Source organism: Andreprevotia lacus DSM 23236 (assembly GCF_900176275.1).
Lineage (GTDB): Bacteria > Pseudomonadota > Gammaproteobacteria > Burkholderiales > Chitinibacteraceae > Andreprevotia > Andreprevotia lacus.
Map to the genome: position 1 here is coordinate 1 of NZ_FWXD01000033.1, position 18236 is coordinate 18236.

The window sequence follows — 18236 nt, forward strand, 5'->3', positions numbered from 1 at the left end:
CGAGTTCTTGAATGCGCCGTTGCTCGGTGGTGAGAGCCTTGCTCTGCGGGGTGATGCCAACTTGTTCCTGCTGCAGCTGGGCCACCCAGCGGCGCATGGCAGTCTCGCCGACGCCCATGGCGGTGCAGGCCTGAGCCACGCTGTAGCCTTGGTTGACCACCAAGGCAGCGGCCTCGGCTTTGAATTCTGACGTAAACGATCGTCGGGTATTGTTCATCGTGACACCTGTGTGCGGTGGTGTGAGGACCACCTTAGTTGGTGTCCAGAATCATTGAACCACATCAAAGTCAAACACTTGGGTGCACAACAGCCTCCAAGAGCCTGTGCACCCTCGACCGTCATCTGTGCTTATACCGGCATCAAGCACCCGGCAAAGCCGGGTGCTCACCGTTTGCTGAAGGTGAAACAGCGGCGCCCGTCCGTTTGATCCCACACCCCCCTCCCTCGCCGCCGCGAGGGGGCCTCGCTACGCTCGTCAGCGGCACGAATCGGGTCGTTGCAAGTCAAACACTTGGGTGCACAACAGCCTGTGTACCCTCGACCGTCATCTGTGCTTATACCGGCATCAAGCACCCGGCAAAGCCGGGTACTCACCGTTTGCTGAAGGTAAAACAGCGGCGCCCGTCCGTTTGATCCCACACCCCCCACCCTCGCCGCCGCGTGGGGGCCTCGCTACGCTCGTCAGCGGCACGAATCGGGTCGTTGCAAGTCAAACACTTGGGTGCACAACAGCCTGTGTACCCTCGACCGTCATCTGTGCTTATACCGGCATCAAGCACCCGGCAAAGCCGGGTACTCACCGTTTGCTGAAGGTAAAACAGCGGCGCCCGTCCGTTTGATCCCACACCCCCCGCCCTCGCCGCCGCGTGGGGGCCTCGCTACGCTCGTCAGTGGCACGAAGGCGACCGCAAGCGCTCGGCCGGTTTTTCATGCCGGGACGACTTGCGCCTCTTCCTCGACCTCTTCACCCAGGAAGCCACCGCTCTGATGCGCCCACAGCCGCGCATACAGGCCGCCACGCGCCAGCAGTTCGGCGTGGTTGCCTTCCTCGACGATCTCGCCCTTGTCGAGCACGATCAGTCGGTCCATGGCGGCAATGGTGGACAGCCGGTGCGCAATCGCCACCACGGTCTTGCCTTCCATCAGCGTGTACAGGCTGCTCTGGATGGCGGCTTCCACTTCCGAATCGAGCGCGCTGGTGGCTTCGTCCAGCAGCAGGATGGGCGCGTCCTTCAGCATCACGCGGGCAATGGCAATGCGCTGACGCTGCCCGCCCGACAGCTTCACGCCGCGCTCGCCCACGTGGGCTTCGTAACCGCTGCGGCCCTTGGGGTCGGTCAGCTGCTGGATGAACTCGTGCGCCTCGGCGCGCGTGGCGGCAGTCATCATCTCGGCATCGCTGGCATCCGGCCGGCCATACAGCAGGTTGTCGCGCACCGAGCGGTGCAGCAGCGAAGTGTCCTGCGTGACCATACCCACGTGCGCGCGCAGGCTGTCCTGCGTGACGTGGGCAATGTCCTGCCCGTCGATCAGGATGCGGCCCTGCTCGACGTCGTAAAAGCGCAGCAGCAGGCTGGTGAGCGTGGACTTGCCCGCGCCCGAGCGGCCAACCAGCCCGACCTTCTCACCCGGGCGTATGGTCAGGTTGAGCCGGTCGATCACGTTCTGCTTGCCGCCGTAGGCAAAGCTCACGTTCTCGAAGCGCACTTCGCCTTGTGGTACCTGCAGCGGCTGGGCATCGGCTGCGTCGGTAATCGCAATCGGGCGCGACAGCGTGTTCATGCCGTCCTGCACGGTGCCGATCTGCTCGAACAGGCTGGCCATTTCCCACATGATCCAGTGCGAAATGCCGTTCAGCCGCAATGCCATCGCCGTAGCCGCGGCTACTGCGCCCACGCCGACCTTGCCCTGGCTCCACAGCCACAAGGTTGCGCCGGTGGTTACGGCAATCAGCAGCATGTTGAGCATGTGGTTGACGATCTCGAAGCCGCTGACCAGCCGCATCTGCCGGTACACCGATTGCATGAATTCCTGCATCGCGCTTTTGACAAAGCCAGCCTCGCGCTGCGCGTGCGAGAACAGTTTGACGGTGACGATATTGGTATACGCATCGGTCACGCGGCCGGTCATCAGGCTGCGCGCATCGGCCTGCTGCTTGCCGGCCTTGCCCAGCCGGGGCACGAAATACCACACGGCAATGCCGTACAGCACCAGCCAGCCGATAAAGGGCCAGATCAGTAGCGCATCGAAGTGGCCGACCACCGCCAGCATGGTGATGAAATAGATGGTGACGAACACCAGGATGTCGCTGAGGATCATCACCGTTTCGCGCACCGCCAGCGCGGTCTGCATCACCTTGGCGGCCACGCGGCCGGCAAACTCGTCCTGATAGAAGCTCATGCTCTGGTCGAGCAGGTGGCGGTGGAACAGCCAGCGCAGCCGCATCGGGAAGTTGCCGGCCAGCGCCTGGTATTTACACAAGGACTGCAAGGCAATCAGCAGCGGGCTGGCCAGCAGGATGCCGCCCAGCAGCAAGAGCTGGCCCTTGTGCTGCGTCCACAACTCGGCAGCCGGCACATGGCTGAGCCAGTCCACCACCGTGCCCATCATCGAGAACAGCAGTGCCTCGAACGCGCCGATGCCGGCCGTCAGCACGATGACGATGGCAATCATTGCCCGCATGCCGGCCGTGCCGGCCCAGACAAAGGGCCAGAAGCCGGTGGGCGGCTGTGTGGGGGCGCCATCCGGATAGGGGTTGACGCGGCTTTCAAACCAGTTGAACACGGCAATTCCTTTTCTAAAGCGCCGCAGCCGCCCTTGTGGGGCCGCTGGGCGATGTCATGGGCCCTTCATGCGGGCTGTATACATTTCCGCATTCCGATTGGTATGGAATTGTAAATGGATACCTTGTTGCTGGCCTTGCAGATATTGACGACCCTGTCCGGGCTGATTTTCCTGCTGGGGGCTGGCTGCTTGTTGCGCGCTAACTGGCCGCAGGGCGCTTGAACGCACCCAGCAGCTTGCCACCCAGCGCAACGGCCACCAGGCAGGCAGCACCCGCCACCACGCCGAATACGCCATTGAGCAGCGCGCCCACCACGCTGCCCAGCGGCAAGGTGCCGGCCAGATGCTCGATGCCATGGTGCAGCGGCGCAATGCCGTGGGTGAGGATGCCGCCACCGACGAGGAACATGGCGGCCGTGCCGATCACCGTCAAGGCCTTCATCAGATACGGCGCCGACTGCACCAGCACGCGGCCGACGGCACGCAAGCCATTGTTCTTGCTGGTGCGGTCCAGATAAAAGCCGATGTCGTCCAGCTTGACGATGCCGGCTACCAGACCATACACGCCGATGGTCATCACCAGGCCAATGCCGGCCAGCACCGCCACCTGTGTCATGAACGGTGCGTGTTCGACGGTGCCCAGCGCAATCACGATGATCTCGGCCGACAGGATGAAGTCGGTGCGTATCGCGCCCTTGATCTTCTCTTTTTCATACGCCACCAGATCGATGGCGGGATCGGCTGCTGCGGCCACCACGGCCGCCTCGTCGGCTTCGTCTTCAGCATGATGCGGGCCGTACTTGTGCCACAGCTTTTCGAAGCCCTCGAAGCACAGATAAGCGCCACCCACCATCAGCAAGGGCGTGATGGCCCACGGGATGAAGGCGCTGATCAGCAGCGCCGCCGGCACCAGGATCACCTTGTTGCGCAGCGACCCGAGGCCCACGGCCCACACCACCGGCAGCTCGCGCTCGGCGCGCACCCCAGACACCTGCTCGGCATTCAGCGCCAGATCGTCGCCCAGCACGCCGGCGGTTTTCTTGGCGGCGACCTTGGTCATCAGCGCCACATCGTCGAGTACGGCGGCAATGTCATCGAGCAATACCAGCAGGCTGCTACCGGCCATGATGGGGAAATCCTTGTGTACAGTGAGTATGTATCTGCCAGCTTTCTATGTTGTGCCGGCAATGAAAGATTGATTCTAGCTCAGCCACGCATGCAGTTGGGCGCATCTTGCCCCTGCCACTGGTAGGATGACGTTTTGCCCCATTGTGTACTGCCATGCAAATCCTCGAAGTCGAAATCTCTACCGAATACATTCCCCTCAATGACCTGCTGAAAATCGTCGGCGTGGTCGACAGCGGCGGCGCCGGCAAGGCGCTGGTCGCCAGCGGCGTCGTCAGCGTCAACGGCGCGCAGGAGCTGCGCAAGACCAACAAGATTTACCCCGGTTTTGTGGTGCACGTGGCGGACGAAGTGGAAATCCGCGTCGTCGCCGAAGCGGCCTGATCCAGCGGCATGAACGCCCCGCACAGCCCCGAGGCACGCTGGCAGCTGTTGCAAGGCAGCCCGACCTTGACCGCATTGGCCGAGGCCTGCCCGCAGGAATGGGCCGCGGTGCGCGCCGAGCTGGCCGAGGTATTTGCGCGGCGCGATGCCGAGGAAATCCGCCGGCTGATCGCCAGCCATAGCCAGCTGGCCGGCCGGGGCGAGCGATTTTTGTCCGGCGAGCGCGATGGCCGCGCTTTTGCCTTATTCGTCAGCGAGCAGGCCCGCCAGCGGCTGACCGGGCTGGCACTGCGCCAGTACGCGTTCTCTACCGCCACTGGCGTCAAGCAGGGCAAGGTGCGCTTCAACCTGTTCAACGGCTGGATTGCGCAGCGGCTGTTGTTCAAGCACGGGCTGGAGCGCAAGCCGGTGAGTCTGCGCGCCTTCCGCCTGCTGTGGCCGCTGCTCACGCAAAAACGGCTGCTGATGCCGCTGGTGGAAACGCGCGGCATCTACTGCTTTTACAGCCGCGAGCTGATTGCCGCACTGGCCAGCCTGATTGCCGGCCGCAGCGCCATTGAAGTGGCGGCTGGTGACGGCACCTTGGCGCGCTTTCTCACCGAACACGGCACGCCCGTGCAGGCGTCCGACGACCAGAGCTGGCACAAGGCAGTGAACTACCCGGCCGATGTGGAAAACAGCGATGCCATCGCCGCGATCCAGCGCCACCAGCCGCAGGTGGTGCTGTGCTCGTGGCCGCCGGCCGGCAATCGCTTCGAGCGGCAGATATTCCGCCAGCGCAGCGTGCAGACCTATATCGTGATTGGTAGCCGCTCGCGCTTCCTCACCGGCAACTGGGCCGATTACGAAGCACAAACCGCGTTCGACATCACCGAGCGCAGCAACCTGGGCGCGCTGGTGCTGCCGCCCGAGCTGCAGGCGGGGGTGTGGGTGTTTCAGCGCAAGGCCGGGGCGTAGCGCCGCTAGCAAAACCCTGCTGGCGGCGTTGTACTCGCCAACCGTGCGCAGGCAATCTGCGCCGTCACCTGTACGCATATTGATACATTTCTGCGAGAATCCGGACACCGTTCTGCCAGCCCTTGGCATGCCTTGCAGGCCCGCCGAAGAAGCCCGGCGCGGGCAGCAAGGCATGCCGGCGCAGATCAAATCCATTATTTTTCCTGCGAGTTGAACATGCATTTCAAAGCAATGACGCTGCCGGTAGCCCTTGTGCTGGCACTATCACTGGCATCATGCGGTGGTGGTGGTGGTGGTGGCAGCAGCAGCACGCCCAGCAATCAGGTCACGCCGGTACCCGGCCAGGATCCCAATGCGGCGCTTTCGTTTTCGCCATCCACACTCTCGGTCGATCTGCCGTTTTCCGGCGATTCGACCACGCTCTCGACGGTTGCCACGCTGAAAACGGCCATTACCGGCGCGTTGTATATTCTGGTTACCGAACCCAACGGCATTATTGAGCCCAATATCCCTGCCTTGAAAAATGCAGATGGGACCTATCGGGCTACCGTGACCACTCGGGCCTCCCTGAAACCCGGTAACCATACGGGAACAATCAAGATCCAGCTGTGCAAGGACGACAAATGCGCAAGTGAATACCCGGGTTCGCCGGCGTATCTTCCCATTTCCGTCAATATCGCCGGCAAGCAGGAGCCTCTTGTGCCCTGGAATGGTGTCGCGGACTGGACGACTACGCAAGGCAACAATGCGCACAACGGCTATGTGCCGGTAACGCTGGACCCCAAGCAATTTTCACCGCGCTGGCGTCTGAATAAGTCCTATCAGTATGACTATCGGGTGTACGACAAGATCATCACGTCAGGTAACAGTGCTGTGCTTTATCAGGATAAGACCCTTACCAGCATCAATATTGATGATGGTTCCCTGAGATGGACGGCTTTGCCTAATTCTGGGTCGTACTCATTCTTTGGCTTGCCTGCGATTGCAGACAATAAATTGTATCTGACCTCGCGCAACACTTCGGTGCTTGTCTATAACCTTGTCGATTCTCAGCGGCTCATCGAGACGAAGCAAGCTAACTATGCTTATGGCACGCCGCAATATGCGCCAGTGATTGATGACAATCTCATCTACAGCGTAGCGGATTACCTGAACGGTGTTCCTGACTACACGAGCTATCTCTACGGCTACAACAAAAATGGCGGTATTCAGTGGAAAACGCCAATCAACAAGTATTTCTACGGCACACCAGCGGTAGATCGCGCAAATGTCTATGTGTACGCTGGTCTGGATACGGGCGGTTCTGCACTATCCGTGCTGAGCAAAAAGTATGGCGCCGTGCTCAGAAAGTTTCCTGATACCGCTGGCACGATCACCGGGAGTTTCCCGGCTCCCGGCATTCCCGTCTTGGGCAGCATGAATGATGTTATCGTAATCAACTCGCGCGATTTCCAGAATAATCCGCAAAATGCCTTGGTTAGCTTTGATATCGACAACGGCGTAAATTGGGTACGGCGCGGGCAGTTTGTGCAAGATCCGGTGGTGGGAGGCGGTGTCATTTACGTTGCCAGCGTGGGACCTCACCAAATTACGGCCTATGACGAAAAGACCGGGAACACGCTCTGGTCTTGGCAACCGCCCAAAGATGATACAACGGCGGTGTTTGGCAACCTGATCGTCACCAACAACATGCTGTTCTTGTCGACTGAAAAGCGCATTTACGGTCTGGATCTGGCAAGCCGAAGCACGGCATGGACTTATGACGCTGCTGGGTATTTGACCATTGCTGCCAATGGCACCTTGTTGGTTGCCGGCACCGCAGCCAATGCGGGTACTTTGCTGGCATTCAATCTGAAGTAGCCTGAGCGGTAATGGCAATCACCCCTGTGATTGCCATTACCACAAGGCCAGCCGCGCTGATGCGATCCAGCACGGCGCGGCTGAGGCGGCGACTCAGGCAGCAAGCGCTCAGGTGCTTGGAATTCAACCGCACTCCTTCCACGTCAACCACACCCGCAAATCAAACTCCAGCTGGTGATAATCCGGCTCCATATGGCAGCACAGCAGGTAGAAGGCCTTGTTGTGGTCCTTTTCCTTCAGGTGCGCCAGCTCGTGCACGGTGATCATGCTGAGGAACTCGGCCGGCGCGGTGCGGAACAGGCTGGCAATGCGGATCTCGTTCTTGCGCTTGAGCTTGTTGCCTTGCACGCGTGAGGCAAAGGTATTGCTGCCCAGGGTGCCGCCGATCAGGTCGAGCTGGTTGTCGTACAGCACCTTGCTCAACGGTGGCGCGTTTTTCAGGTAGCGCTGCTTGAGTTCGTTCACGTAGTCATACAGTGCACTGTCGGTCTGCACGGTATTGGGCTGAGGATAGCGGCGCGTCAGCGCCGCGCCCAGCTCGTTGCGGGCCAGCAGTTGCTGTACTTGTACTTGCAGGTGCTCGGGGTAGGCGGCAAGGTATTTGAGTGGGGCCATGGCTGGATTGTAAATCGGCAGTGCAGATGCCAGCCTGCGAAATTTGCGTTATAACCCCAAGCGTTCTGCAAGCAATGAGACAGCATGGGACTTCTAGCATTGTTCAAGCGCAAACCGCCTGCGTCTGCGCCTCAACCCCCACAGCTCACCCTGCCGCCCGATGTGCTACCCATCTATGGCGATGAACTGGGGTTTCCGCGTCCGGACTGGCGTCATTTCCAGGGCTGGCTCGCCGGGCAGCCGCTGGCCGAGCAGGCTGCGTGGTATGGCGCGGCCAATCATCACTGGCTGAGCGAGTGGCAGGCGCTGGCCGGTGGCAGCATGGCCATCGCCAGCTCGCCACGCTTTCTGCTGTTTTATCCGCAGGGGCTGCCGGAGCGCACTTCCGCTTACTTCGACGTGCTTGAATCACTGACCACGCGCCTGCTGCAATTGCTGCCAGGTCTGGCCGAGCCGCCCAGTGGGCAAATGTCGGTGCTGGTGTTTGGCAGCCCGGCCGATTATCACGATTACAGCGCATACTATTACCCGGACTTCGGCGCATACGGTTTGTCCGGCGGCATGTTCTTGTATGAGGGCGCCGGGCACATTGCCCTGCCCTATCATGGCTTCCACGTGGTCGAACCGGTGCTGGCGCATGAGCTGACGCACGCCATGCTGCGCAAGCGCCGCTTGCCGCGCTGGCTGGACGAAGGGCTGGCGGTTACGTTCGAGCAGCTGTGCTACCCGGTGCGGCCGCAGCAAACCCCGTTCGAGCAGCAACGCAGCCATCAGGCACTGTGGACTGCCGAAACCATCCAGCGCTTCTGGTCGGGCGAGAGTTTTTCTGCGCCGGATGAATACCAGTCGCACAGTTACGAGCTGGCACAGGTGCTGGTGGGTGGACTTTCGCGCGAGCGGGCGCGCTTTCTGGCCTTTGCCGGCGATGCCCGGCGTGCCGATGCCGGTGCGAGTGCCTGTCAGACGCATCTGGGCGTCAGCCTGAGCGAGGCCGTCGCCGCCTATCTGGGCGAGGGCGACTGGGGCCCGCGTACCGCTTCCAATTGATAAACGAGCCTGTACAACATGAGCCATATCGCCGTCCCACTGCCGCAAGCCTGCCGCCTGCTCAACCACGGCCCCACCGTGCTGGTGACCAGCGCGCACGCCGGCCGCTGCAACATCATGGCGGCGGCGTGGAATACCGTGCTGGATTTCGATCCGCCCAAGTTCGTGGTGGTCATCGACAAGAACACCTACACGCGCGAGCTGATCGAGGCCAGTGGCACGCTTGCGCTGCAAATCCCGTCGCGCGCACAGGCTGAGCTGACCTATGCGGTGGGCAATAGCAGCGGCCGCGACGGCGACAAGTTCGCCACACACAAGATTGCCACTTTTGCCGGCAGCCACATCGAAGCGCCGCTGGTCGAGGGCTGCCTGGCCTGGCTGGAGTGCAAGATCATCCCCGAGCCGCACAACCAGCAAACCTACGACCTGTTCATCGTCGAGGCCGTGGCGGCCTGGGCCGACCCGCAGGTGTACAGCGACGGCCGCTGGCACTTTGCCGACGGTGCACCGCGCAGCATTCACCATGTGGCGGGCGGGGCGTTTTTTGAGGCGGGTGAGTTGTTTCGGGCACGGCAGGATTGAATCACGGCACCGCCTTCCATTTATCCAGGATGCGCTGGTCGTCACCGCTCTTGCGTAATTGCTGCATGCCGCGGTCAAACGCATCGGCGGCTTGCTGGTGCTCGGGCTTGCCGGGGCCGAAGGCGAGGTAGAGCGGCAGCGTGTCGATGGCACCCCAGTCGTGGATATGCTGGCGCTCGCTCACCGTGAGCTGGCTCAGCAGGGTGGCGAGCGTGCCACGGCTGAGCAGCATGAAGTCGAGGTCACCCAGTGCCAGGTGGCGAAAGTTGCCCAGCTCGCTGGGTGATTCCACCAGCTGGATGCCGGGCTGGGTGAGCATGCGATTGGGGTATTCATAGCCGCGCGTGATGCCCACGCGGCGTGACTGCATGCGCTCGAAGCCGGCGCTGTCGTTGCCGCGCGGCTTGTTGCCGACCAGATGCAATTCAAGCAGCAGCATGGGCTGGCGCGGCCAGAGCAGCTGCGGGCGGCGTTCGTCGTTCTGCGCCACGTCGATCAGCGCATCGAAGCGCCCTTCGCGCACCAGTTGCATGCAGCGTACATAGCTGCCGCTTTCCACATTTACCGGCACACCGACGGCCTTGAAGGCTGCCAGCACCAGATCGATCGAGGCGCCAGCCGGCTTGCCGTCCTGCACAAAGGCGAACGGTGGCCACTGGTCCTCGGCGCAGATGCGCAGCGGCGCGGCAACGGCAGCCTGCGCGGCCAGCAGGCAAGCCGCGATGTAAAACCCACGCATGCCCTTGTCCTGTCAGTTTAATGCTTACAATGTAGCAGGAGCGTGGGCGCAGGCAGTAAGGCAACTGCCGAGCGGCAGCTCCCGACGTCACTGGCAAAACCGTGCTGGCGGCAATTGCACCGGGTTGCGCCGGCAGTACTCAGTCGCGGTGCTTGCCGTAGCGGTGCGAAAAACGCAGCGCCTGCGGGTAGGGGAAGAAATCCTCGACGATGCCAGCCTGGATGCGCGCCTTGGTCTGCTGCCAGAACGCCGGCTGCAGCAGGTCGGCATGGTATTTGGTGAAGGCGGCGCGCACGTCGGGGCGGTAGAGCAGAAAGGTGCCGAACTCCTCGGGGTAGACCTCGTTTTTGTGGCCGGTGTACCAGGCCTCGCCGCTCATTTCGAATTCGGGCGACGGCGGCGGTGGAATGCGGCGGAAGTCGCAATCGGTCATGTATTCGATTTCGTCGTAGTCGTAGAACACCACGCGGCCAGCGCGGGTCAGGCCGAAGTTCTTGAACAGCATGTCGCCGGGGAAGATGTTGGCAATCGCCAGCTCGCGCAGCGCATTGCCGTAATCGCGCACGATGCCCTCGATGGCGTCGCCGCTGCGCTCGTCCAGCCACACATTGAGCGGCTTCATGCGCCGTTCGATATACAGGTGGCGGATCACGATGCTGTCGCCGTCTTCCTCCAGCATCGACGGCGCCAGCTGGCGCAGTTCCTCGATCAGCGCCGGGTCGCAGCGCGCGCGCGGCAGCGCCACGTCGGAAAACTCCAGCGAGTCGGCCATGCGGCCCACCCGGTCATGGCGTTTTACCAGCAGGTATTTCTCGCGCACCAGTTTGCGGTCCACCTCCTTGGGCGGCGCGATCACGTCCTTGATCACCTTGAACACGAAGGGGAAGGAGGGCAGGGTGAACACGATCATCACCATGCCCTTGATGCCGGGCGCAAAGGTAAAGCGGTCGCTGCTGTGGCGCAGGTGCTGGAACAGCTCGCGGTAGAACATGGTCTTGCCCTGCTTGCCCAGCCCCAGCATGGTGTACAGCTCGGCACGCGAGGTCTCCGGCAGCAGGTCGTGCAGAAAGGCGACGTAGGCCGAGGGCACTTCCATATCGACCAGGAAATAGGCGCGCGACAGCGAGAACAGGTGGCGGATGTGCTCGCGCTCGAACAGCGCCGCATCGATATACAGCTGGCCGCTGTGGTTGCGGTACAGCGGCAGCGCAAACGGCAGGTCCAGATCGCCATTGATGGCGCGGCCGATGATATAAGCCGCCTTGCCACGGAAAAATGGTGTGGCCAGCACCTGGATCTGCGCATTGAACGCCAGCCGGGGCCAGTGGCCCAGATGCCGGTGCAGCGCGCGGATCACCCGCCGCACATCACGCTTGAGATCGACAAAGGGCAGGCCCCAGCGGTAATCAAGCAGCAGGCGCTCAACCGTGTGTGCCAGCCCGCCACGCGTCGGATAATAGCTGCGCCACGCCGGCTGGCTGTCGGCCTCGATGTATTCGGTCGAGACGGCGGGGCGGTAGAAAATGAAATCGTTGTGGAAATAGCTGCGGTGCAAAATGCGGCAGCACACCGAGTTGAAAAAGGTCTCGGCCAGCTCGGGCTGCTTGTGGTTGATGAGCAGCCCGATGTATTCGACCTTGATGCGCGCCCACATCGCATCGGTGAGCGTTTCGGCGCGGAAATCGTGGCGCAGCCGCTCGGCCGCCTCGGACACGCGGATATCGTAAAAGGCAATGCGGTTGCGCACCGCATCACGCTGCGCAATGGCATTGCCCGATTCGAAATTGCGCTGCGCCTGCCGGCTGGCATTGCGGAACAGCAGATAGTGGCGGTTGAAGCCATCGAGTATCGCGCGCGCGATCACCGGCGGGCCGGGCTCGGCATCACCTGCATAGGGGCTGAACGGTGCAATGCCCGCTTCTGTGGCGGGCGAGGCAGCATGGGGCGGGACTGGGTTGGACATGGCGGCTCCTGATCCTACATACCAATCTAGTCGCTGCTGCGCTGCAGCGTGATGCGGAATATCCCCCGGCAGGGCGTTGGGGCGGTTGTACCCGGCCATTTGAAACTACGTTACATACCTTGCTGAACGGTTCTGTAAAGTGGGGTTTTATCCCGTGCAGGCTCTGGCCGATGTCACCCAAGACCGAAAAAGCCCTGTTGATCGTGCTGATGCTGGTGATGTTCACCAACATCGTCGACTTCATGATCATGATGCCGCTGTCGCCGTTCCTGATGCAGGAAATGCACGTGACCACGGCTACCTTCGGCCTGCTGGTGTCGGCGTATTCGCTCACTGCCGGCGTGTCGTCCTTGCTGGCTACTTCGCTGGCCGACCGCTTCGACCGCCGCCACGCCTTGCTTGCCTGCTATGCCGGGCTGGTGGTGTCCACTCTGGCCTGCGCCACCGCCAACAGCTTTTACACACTGCTGCTGGGCCGTTGCATTGCCGGCTTCTTTGGCGGCGTGATCGGCTCGATCTGTCTGGCCATCGTCGGCGACGTGATCCCCAACGAGCGACGCGGCCGCGCCATGAGCTGGGTGATGATGGGCTTTTCGCTATCGGCCGTATTCGGCGTACCGCTGGGGCTGGTGATTGCCACGCACAGCAACTGGCGCTGGCCATTTGGCGTGCTGTCCATCGTTTGCGTGCTGGTGCTGGCGATTGCCGCGCGCGTGGTGCCGTCGGTGCGCGGCCATCTGGCGGCGCAGGCCGGCCAGCCGCGTGCCGGGATGCTGGAAAGCTATCGCGAGTTGCTGAGCGTGCCCAACCACTGGTGGGCGTGCGGCGCCACCGGCTGTTTGATGCTGTCCGGCTTTACCGTCATCCCGTATATCTCGCCATCGCTGGTGGCCAACGTGGGCATGCCGGCATCGGCACTGATTTACGTCTATCTGGTGGGCGGCGCGCTCACCTTGCTGACGCGGCCGGTGATCGGCGGGCTGACCGACCGCTACCCGCGCAACCGCGTGCTGGGCGCTCTGGTGCTGATGAGCTTCGTGCCCATCATCCTGGTTACGCAAACTCTGCCGCTGAGCCTGGTCTGGCAGCTGGTGATCGGCGGCGCGTTTTTCGTATTCGTCAGCGGCCGCTTCATCCCGGCCATGGCGCTGGTGACCGGCGCCACCGAGCCGCGCATGCGGGGGCGGCTGATGGCATTCAACTCGGCATTGCAGAACTTTGCCGGCGGCGTGGCCGCGATGCTGGCCGGCGCAATGATGAGCCAGGATGCTGCGGGGCGCTTGCTGCATTACGGCTGGGTGGGGGGGCTGAGCTGTGCGTTCGGCTTGCTGGCGGTGTGGGTGGCCTCGCGGGTGAAGATGGTGTCTTGATGGGCACCTGATGTTGCCATCAAGAAGGCAACAGCAGGTTTAGCGCCTGCGGCACGGTGCTTTGGCGCCGGTTCCGCCCGGCGGGCAGGTCAAGGGGGGGCTCGCCGCCTTCTGGTTATTCAGGGTGCGCCGGCAAGCCGGCATCCCGCGTCGCCAGGCGGCAAAGCCGCCAAGCTTTGGCGTCACCTGCCTACGCGCCACTTGGCTGCGCCAAGCGGTGCCCTGCGCTGCGCGCCCAACGCGGCGGGAGGGTAACCCGCCCTGCGGGCTCAAACATCCCTTCCCGACTACCCCGCGCCGGGCTGTGCTGCTCGGCGCTTCAGAAGGGGCTGAGGTGGTGTGCTGCCCGAAGCGGTTTAGGGCCTGTTAACACTTATTTCACGCTTGCGTTCGGGGTAGTTTGGGATGGAGCGCAAGGCGCGAAGCGCGCCGCGGTACGGGTACCGCAAGCGGTTTGCAACGCAGCGAACCGCCCGAAATACCCCGAACCCGCAGGGCTGGGCCGCAAAGAGGCCATCTACGGCGTTACGCGCCTTGGCAATAACCGGTTATTGCCTGCGTTGCGTGCCTTGTAGCTGACCTCTTTGCGGCCCAGCGCAAGCGCGAAATAAGTGTTAACAGGCCCTAGCAAACCTCGTAGCCCGTAGGGCGCAACAAGCGCTGTGCATTGCGCTGCAAGGGGCTGCCAGTCTTGCAGGCCCATTCACTCGCGGTGGTAAAACCGGCGGCTGTTACGGCGCAATATGCTGCGCTATTGCGCCCTGCTTGCTGGGCCTGGCTTCAATGCGTAGGGCGTCAATAGGCGCAGCGCATTGCGCCGCAAGGTAGCCATTACCACTGGCATATCCATCATTTGCACTGTTGAGATGAGCGTCACTGCCGCCGCAACAATGGCCACCCGCATTATGCCGTGCGCATAAACAACACATTCCAACAAAAATGCATGCGTTTTGCGCTGTTTGCCAGGGGCTTTCGTTAAATGGTTTGTATTAGAAAATAATAATGTTATGTTGTTTTCGCGAGCATTGTTCTCGCTGAACAAAAACTGACAACATAAATGGAGTAGTCATGAAACTTGCTTTGATCGCCGGTCTGGCCCTCGCTCTGTCGTCCGCTTTCGCCTCCGCTGCCGATACCGGCACCAGCCAGCTGCTGGCCACCAGCAATTCGGCCAGCGATAGCGGCCTGATGGTGGTGGCTACCTGCACCCCGCGCCCACTGCCGGCTTGCAGTTATGGTACGCCGGGTTCGCAGTACTACTGTCCGCTCACCCAGGACGACATTGCCCGCCTGACCTGCACCGGCCCGTATGCCAACGGCTGATCAAGCCAGGTGAGCAACACGAAAAGGGCCGCAAGGCCCTTTTTTGCTGCCTGCCCGTCTTGCCCGCGGGCAACCGCCTGTTTGATACAGATGCCGCTGCTATGCCCGGCCGGCGCGGATTATCATAGGGACTCCAGAATGCCGTCTGGCATCGTGAGAGAGCAGCAAGCGTGAGCAAACAGGCAATCAAGGTTTACCAGCGGCCCGCCGGTGGCTGGGGAGCGCTGAAAAGCGTATTCGGCACCCTGCGCGAGCAAGGCGTGCTGGGGCGTGGTGTGGGCACCCTGCTGCGCGCCAACCAGCCCGATGGCTTCGATTGCCCCGGCTGCGCGTGGCCGGACAAAAACCATCATTCCACCTTCGAGTTCTGCGAGAACGGCGCCAAGGCCGTCGCCGCCGAGGCCACCGAGCGCCGCGTGACGCGCGCGCTGTTCGAGCAGCATACGGTGGCCGAACTCGCCGCACACGATGACTATTGGCTGGAAGGCCAGGGCCGGCTGACCGAGCCGATGCGCTACGACCCGGCCACCGACCGCTATGTGCCGACCAGCTGGGACGATGCCTTTGCCGCCATTGCCGCGCAGCTGAACGCGCTGGATCACCCCGATCAGGCGCTGTTCTATACCTCGGGCCGCACCTCGAACGAGGCGGCCTTCCTCTATCAGCTGTTCATCCGCGAGTTCGGCACCAACAACCTGCCGGATTGCTCCAACATGTGCCACGAGCCCTCCGGCACGGCGATGAAAGAGCAGATCGGCATCGGCAAGGGCACCGTTACGCTCGATGATTTCGAGCATGCGCAGGCCATCTTCATATTCGGTCAGAACCCCGGCACCAATCACCCGCGCATGCTGGGCACCCTGCGCGAGGCCGCCAAGCGCGGTTGCCGCATCGTCGCCTTCAACCCGCTGCGCGAGCGCGGGCTGGAGCGCTTTGCCGATCCGCAAAGCCCGCGCGACATGCTGTCGGCGCACGGCACGGACATCGCGTCCAACTACTATCAGCTCAAGATCGGGGGCGATCTGGCTGCGGTCACCGGCATGGCCAAGGTAGTGCTGGAGGCTGGCGATATCGACACCGATTTCATCGCCGCGCATACCGACGGTTTTGCCGCCTATCGCGATACGGTAGAGGCTACGCCGTGGGCGGTGATCGAGCAGGAATCGGGCCTCTCCGAGGCGCAATTGCGTGAAGCCGCCGCCATCTACATCGCCAGCCCGGCCAGCATCTGCACCTGGGGCATGGGCATTACCCAGCACAAGCATTCGGTGGCCACCATCCAGGCCATCGTCGGCTTGTTGCTGCTGAAGGGCAATATCGGCAAGCCCGGCGCGGGGGCGTGCCCGGTGCGTGGTCACTCCAATGTGCAGGGCGACCGCACCATGGGCATTTTCGAGCGCCCCACGCCGGCATTTCTGCAAAAACTGGGCGCGGCGTTCGACTTCACCCCGCCTGCCAAACATGGCCACGATGTGGTTGGCGCCATCGAGGCCATGCTGGACGGCAGCGCGAAGGTGTTCTTTGCCATGGGCGGCAACTTTGCCACCGCCACGCCGGACAGCGACCGCACACAGCAGGCGCTGGCAAAGTGCGATCTCACCGTGCACGTCACCACCAAGCTCAACCGCTCGCACCTGGTGCACGGGCGCGCGGCGTATATCCTGCCTTGCCTTGGCCGCACCGAGATCGACATCCAGGCCGGCCGCGCACAGGGTGTGACGGTCGAGGATTCGATGAGCATGGTGCATATCTCGGCCGGCATGAATGCACCGGCCTCGCCCGATCTGCTGTCCGAACCGGCCATCGTGGCGCGCCTGGCAGTCGCCACGTTGCCGCACAGCAAAACGCCGTGGCTGTGGCTGATCGAGGATTACGACCGCATCCGCGACAAGATCGCGCAGGTGATCGACGGCTTTGCCGACTTCAACCGCCGCGTGCACGTGCCGGGCGGTTTTTATCTGGGCAACAGCGCGCGCGAACGCAACTGGCAGACGGCCAGCGGCAAGGCCATGTTCGCGGCCCACCCGGTGCCTACCGATCTGCCGATCAAGCAGATTCGCGCCAGCCATGCCGCACCGGTATTCAACCTGATGACGGTGCGCAGCCACGATCAATACAACACCACCATTTACGGACTGGATGACCGCTATCGCGGCGTATACGGCCACCGCCGCGTGTGCTTCATCAACCAGGCCGATCTGGCGCGGCTGGGCTTTGCCGCCGGCCAGTGGGTGGACCTGACCTCGCTGTGGCACGACGGCGAGCGCAGCGCCAAACGCTTTTTGCTGGTGGAATACGACATCCCCGAGGGGTGCCTCGCCAGCTATTACCCCGAAACGAACGCGCTGGTGCCGCTGTCGAGCATGGCCGACCGTGCACGCACGCCGGCCTCCAAATCGGTGCCCGTCGTGCTGTCGCTGAGCGCGGAGCTGGCCGCAGCGTGACCGAAGTGCAGTTGCAGGCGCTGCTGGTCTGGCTGACCGAGCACGATGGCAGCGTCGATCACCGCGCCACCAAGCAGCTCGGTCTGTCGATGAGCCAGCTCAACCGCGCGCTGGCGTTATTGACCGATGCCGCCGCGCTGGGCGGCCAGCCGTGGGTGCGCACGCAAGACGACGGCCAGCGCCGCACCCTGTGGCTGACCGATGCCGGCCGGCAGGTGTGCGCCACCACCACACGGGCCGGTGCAATGGTCGTCCACGCCTTGCGCATCGATGCGGCCGGCACTGCCGAGCGCGAAGAATGGCTGGCCGAAGAGGTGCCGGTGGCGCTGGTCTACAACGGCATCTCGCACGCGGTGATGATGGCCAGCCCGCTGGATCTGGAGGACTTTGCGCTGGGTTTTTCGCTGTCCGAGGGCATCATCGAACAGGCTGGCGAGTTGCTTGACTGCGAAATCAGCAGCAGCGTGCAGGGCATCAGCGTGGGCCTGCAGATACGCGAAGCGCGCTTTCAGGCGCTCAAGCAACGCCGCCGCGCACTCACCGGCCGCACCGGTTGCGGCCTGTGCGGGCAGGAGTCGCTGGAAGGCGCCATCCGCCCGGTAGCAAAAGTGGAGGCCGATTGGCAGGTGCACGCCGACGTGGTACGCGCCGGCATGGCCGCACTCGCGGCCCAGCAGCCCTTGAATGTGCAGACCGGCGCGGCGCATGCCGCCGGCTGGTGGCGGCATGGCGTGTTGATCGTGCGCGAGGACGTTGGTCGCCACAACGCGCTGGACAAACTGATTGGTGCCATCGCCCGGCAGCCCGAACGCGATGGCGTGCTGCTGATGACCTCGCGCGCGTCGTACGAGATCGTCCACAAGGCCGCCGCAGCCGGCATTGCCGTGGTCGCCGCCATCTCGGCCCCGACCGCGCTGGCGGTGCAGCTGGCCGACGAGGCCGGCATCACCTTGGCCGGCTTTGTGCGTGGCGAACGGATGACGGTGTATAGCCACCCTCAGCGCATCGTCTGTGAGTCACCATAACCGCGCGTCAACGCTGGT

The 18236-nt window shown here is 62.8% G+C and carries 15 protein-coding genes; 9 read left to right on the plus strand and 6 right to left on the minus strand.

Going from position 1 to position 18236, the window contains the following annotated elements; genetic code table 11:
• From B9A19_RS22280 to B9A19_RS18720, 3 genes are all read right to left on the minus strand, one after another.
• Positions 1 to 217 (minus strand): transposase (locus tag B9A19_RS22280; RefSeq protein ID WP_139798977.1); only part of this gene is annotated, 217 nt, incomplete at its 3' end.
• A 710-nt stretch (positions 218 to 927) separates the two neighbouring features.
• Positions 928 to 2784, minus strand: a complete 1857-nt coding sequence (locus B9A19_RS18715) for an ABC transporter ATP-binding protein (protein WP_084092684.1) — start codon at positions 2782 to 2784, stop codon at positions 928 to 930.
• Between the two features lie 199 nt (positions 2785 to 2983).
• Positions 2984 to 3910, minus strand: coding sequence for a DUF808 domain-containing protein (locus B9A19_RS18720; RefSeq protein ID WP_084092685.1), 927 nt, complete (start codon positions 3908 to 3910; stop codon positions 2984 to 2986).
• A gap of 155 nt (positions 3911 to 4065) precedes the next feature.
• On the opposite strand from B9A19_RS18720, the gene B9A19_RS18725 reads away from it, so the two are divergent.
• From B9A19_RS18725 to B9A19_RS18735, 3 genes are all read left to right on the plus strand, one after another.
• Complete coding sequence (locus B9A19_RS18725) at positions 4066 to 4293, plus strand: RNA-binding S4 domain-containing protein (protein ID WP_084092686.1); 228 nt, start codon at positions 4066 to 4068, stop codon at positions 4291 to 4293.
• Between the two features lie 9 nt (positions 4294 to 4302).
• On the plus strand, positions 4303 to 5250 hold the full coding sequence (locus tag B9A19_RS18730) for a hypothetical protein (RefSeq protein ID WP_084092687.1): 948 nt from the start codon (positions 4303 to 4305) through the stop codon (positions 5248 to 5250).
• A 216-nt stretch (positions 5251 to 5466) separates the two neighbouring features.
• A complete protein-coding gene (locus tag B9A19_RS18735; RefSeq protein ID WP_084092688.1) occupies positions 5467 to 7110 on the plus strand; it encodes an outer membrane protein assembly factor BamB family protein in 1644 nt (547 codons plus the stop codon).
• A 123-nt stretch (positions 7111 to 7233) separates the two neighbouring features.
• Here the strand turns inward: B9A19_RS18735 and B9A19_RS18740 are convergent, their stop codons facing one another.
• Positions 7234 to 7725, minus strand: coding sequence for a M48 metallopeptidase family protein (locus B9A19_RS18740; RefSeq protein WP_084092689.1), 492 nt, complete (start codon positions 7723 to 7725; stop codon positions 7234 to 7236).
• A gap of 84 nt (positions 7726 to 7809) precedes the next feature.
• Here B9A19_RS18740 and B9A19_RS18745 point away from each other — a divergent pair, with 84 nt between their 5' ends.
• Together B9A19_RS18745 and B9A19_RS18750 are read left to right on the plus strand one after the other, a co-directional pair.
• Entirely contained in the window at positions 7810 to 8772 is a 963-nt protein-coding gene (locus B9A19_RS18745) for a hypothetical protein (RefSeq protein ID WP_139798978.1), read from the plus strand.
• An 18-nt stretch (positions 8773 to 8790) separates the two neighbouring features.
• Entirely contained in the window at positions 8791 to 9354 is a 564-nt protein-coding gene (locus B9A19_RS18750; RefSeq protein ID WP_084092691.1) for a flavin reductase family protein, read from the plus strand.
• Between the two features lies 1 nt (position 9355).
• Here B9A19_RS18750 and B9A19_RS18755 read toward each other — a convergent pair whose 3' ends face one another.
• Positions 9356 to 10093 (minus strand): substrate-binding periplasmic protein, encoded by a 738-nt coding sequence (locus tag B9A19_RS18755; protein ID WP_084092692.1) that lies wholly within the window; start codon positions 10091 to 10093, stop codon positions 9356 to 9358.
• A 139-nt stretch (positions 10094 to 10232) separates the two neighbouring features.
• Positions 10233 to 12056, minus strand: coding sequence for a bifunctional isocitrate dehydrogenase kinase/phosphatase (aceK, locus tag B9A19_RS18760; protein ID WP_084092693.1), 1824 nt, complete (start codon positions 12054 to 12056; stop codon positions 10233 to 10235).
• Positions 12057 to 12226: 170 nt separating this feature from the next.
• Here aceK and B9A19_RS18765 point away from each other — a divergent pair, with 170 nt between their 5' ends.
• From B9A19_RS18765 to fdhD, 4 genes are all read left to right on the plus strand, one after another.
• Positions 12227 to 13426 carry an MFS transporter gene (locus B9A19_RS18765; protein WP_084092694.1) on the plus strand — a complete coding sequence of 400 codons (1200 nt, stop codon included), beginning with the start codon at positions 12227 to 12229 and terminating at the stop codon, positions 13424 to 13426.
• 1068 nt (positions 13427 to 14494) lie between these two features.
• Positions 14495 to 14749: a hypothetical protein gene (locus B9A19_RS18770; RefSeq protein WP_084092695.1), complete on the plus strand. Its 255-nt coding sequence runs from the start codon at positions 14495 to 14497 to the stop codon at positions 14747 to 14749.
• Positions 14750 to 14919: 170 nt separating this feature from the next.
• Complete coding sequence (locus B9A19_RS18775; protein ID WP_084092696.1) at positions 14920 to 17193, plus strand: FdhF/YdeP family oxidoreductase; 2274 nt, start codon at positions 14920 to 14922, stop codon at positions 17191 to 17193.
• Positions 17190 to 18218, plus strand: a complete 1029-nt coding sequence (gene fdhD, locus B9A19_RS18780) for a formate dehydrogenase accessory sulfurtransferase FdhD (RefSeq protein ID WP_245804386.1) — start codon at positions 17190 to 17192, stop codon at positions 18216 to 18218. The genes B9A19_RS18775 and fdhD overlap by 4 nt, the downstream gene beginning before the upstream one ends.
• Positions 18219 to 18236 lie beyond the last annotated feature (18 nt).

Coding starts and splice junctions, on each gene's coding strand:
- B9A19_RS18720 (WP_084092685.1), bottom strand. CDS start 3,910: ATGGCCGGTAGCAGCCTGCTGGTATTGCTCGATGACATTGCCGCCGTA.
- B9A19_RS18725 (WP_084092686.1), top strand. CDS start 4,066: ATGCAAATCCTCGAAGTCGAAATCTCTACCGAATACATTCCCCTCAAT.
- B9A19_RS18730 (WP_084092687.1), top strand. CDS start 4,303: ATGAACGCCCCGCACAGCCCCGAGGCACGCTGGCAGCTGTTGCAAGGC.
- B9A19_RS18735 (WP_084092688.1), top strand. CDS start 5,467: ATGCATTTCAAAGCAATGACGCTGCCGGTAGCCCTTGTGCTGGCACTA.
- B9A19_RS18740 (WP_084092689.1), bottom strand. CDS start 7,725: ATGGCCCCACTCAAATACCTTGCCGCCTACCCCGAGCACCTGCAAGTA.
- B9A19_RS18745 (WP_139798978.1), top strand. CDS start 7,810: ATGGGACTTCTAGCATTGTTCAAGCGCAAACCGCCTGCGTCTGCGCCT.
- B9A19_RS18750 (WP_084092691.1), top strand. CDS start 8,791: ATGAGCCATATCGCCGTCCCACTGCCGCAAGCCTGCCGCCTGCTCAAC.
- B9A19_RS18755 (WP_084092692.1), bottom strand. CDS start 10,093: ATGCGTGGGTTTTACATCGCGGCTTGCCTGCTGGCCGCGCAGGCTGCC.
- aceK (WP_084092693.1), bottom strand. CDS start 12,056: ATGTCCAACCCAGTCCCGCCCCATGCTGCCTCGCCCGCCACAGAAGCG.
- B9A19_RS18765 (WP_084092694.1), top strand. CDS start 12,227: ATGTCACCCAAGACCGAAAAAGCCCTGTTGATCGTGCTGATGCTGGTG.
- B9A19_RS18770 (WP_084092695.1), top strand. CDS start 14,495: ATGAAACTTGCTTTGATCGCCGGTCTGGCCCTCGCTCTGTCGTCCGCT.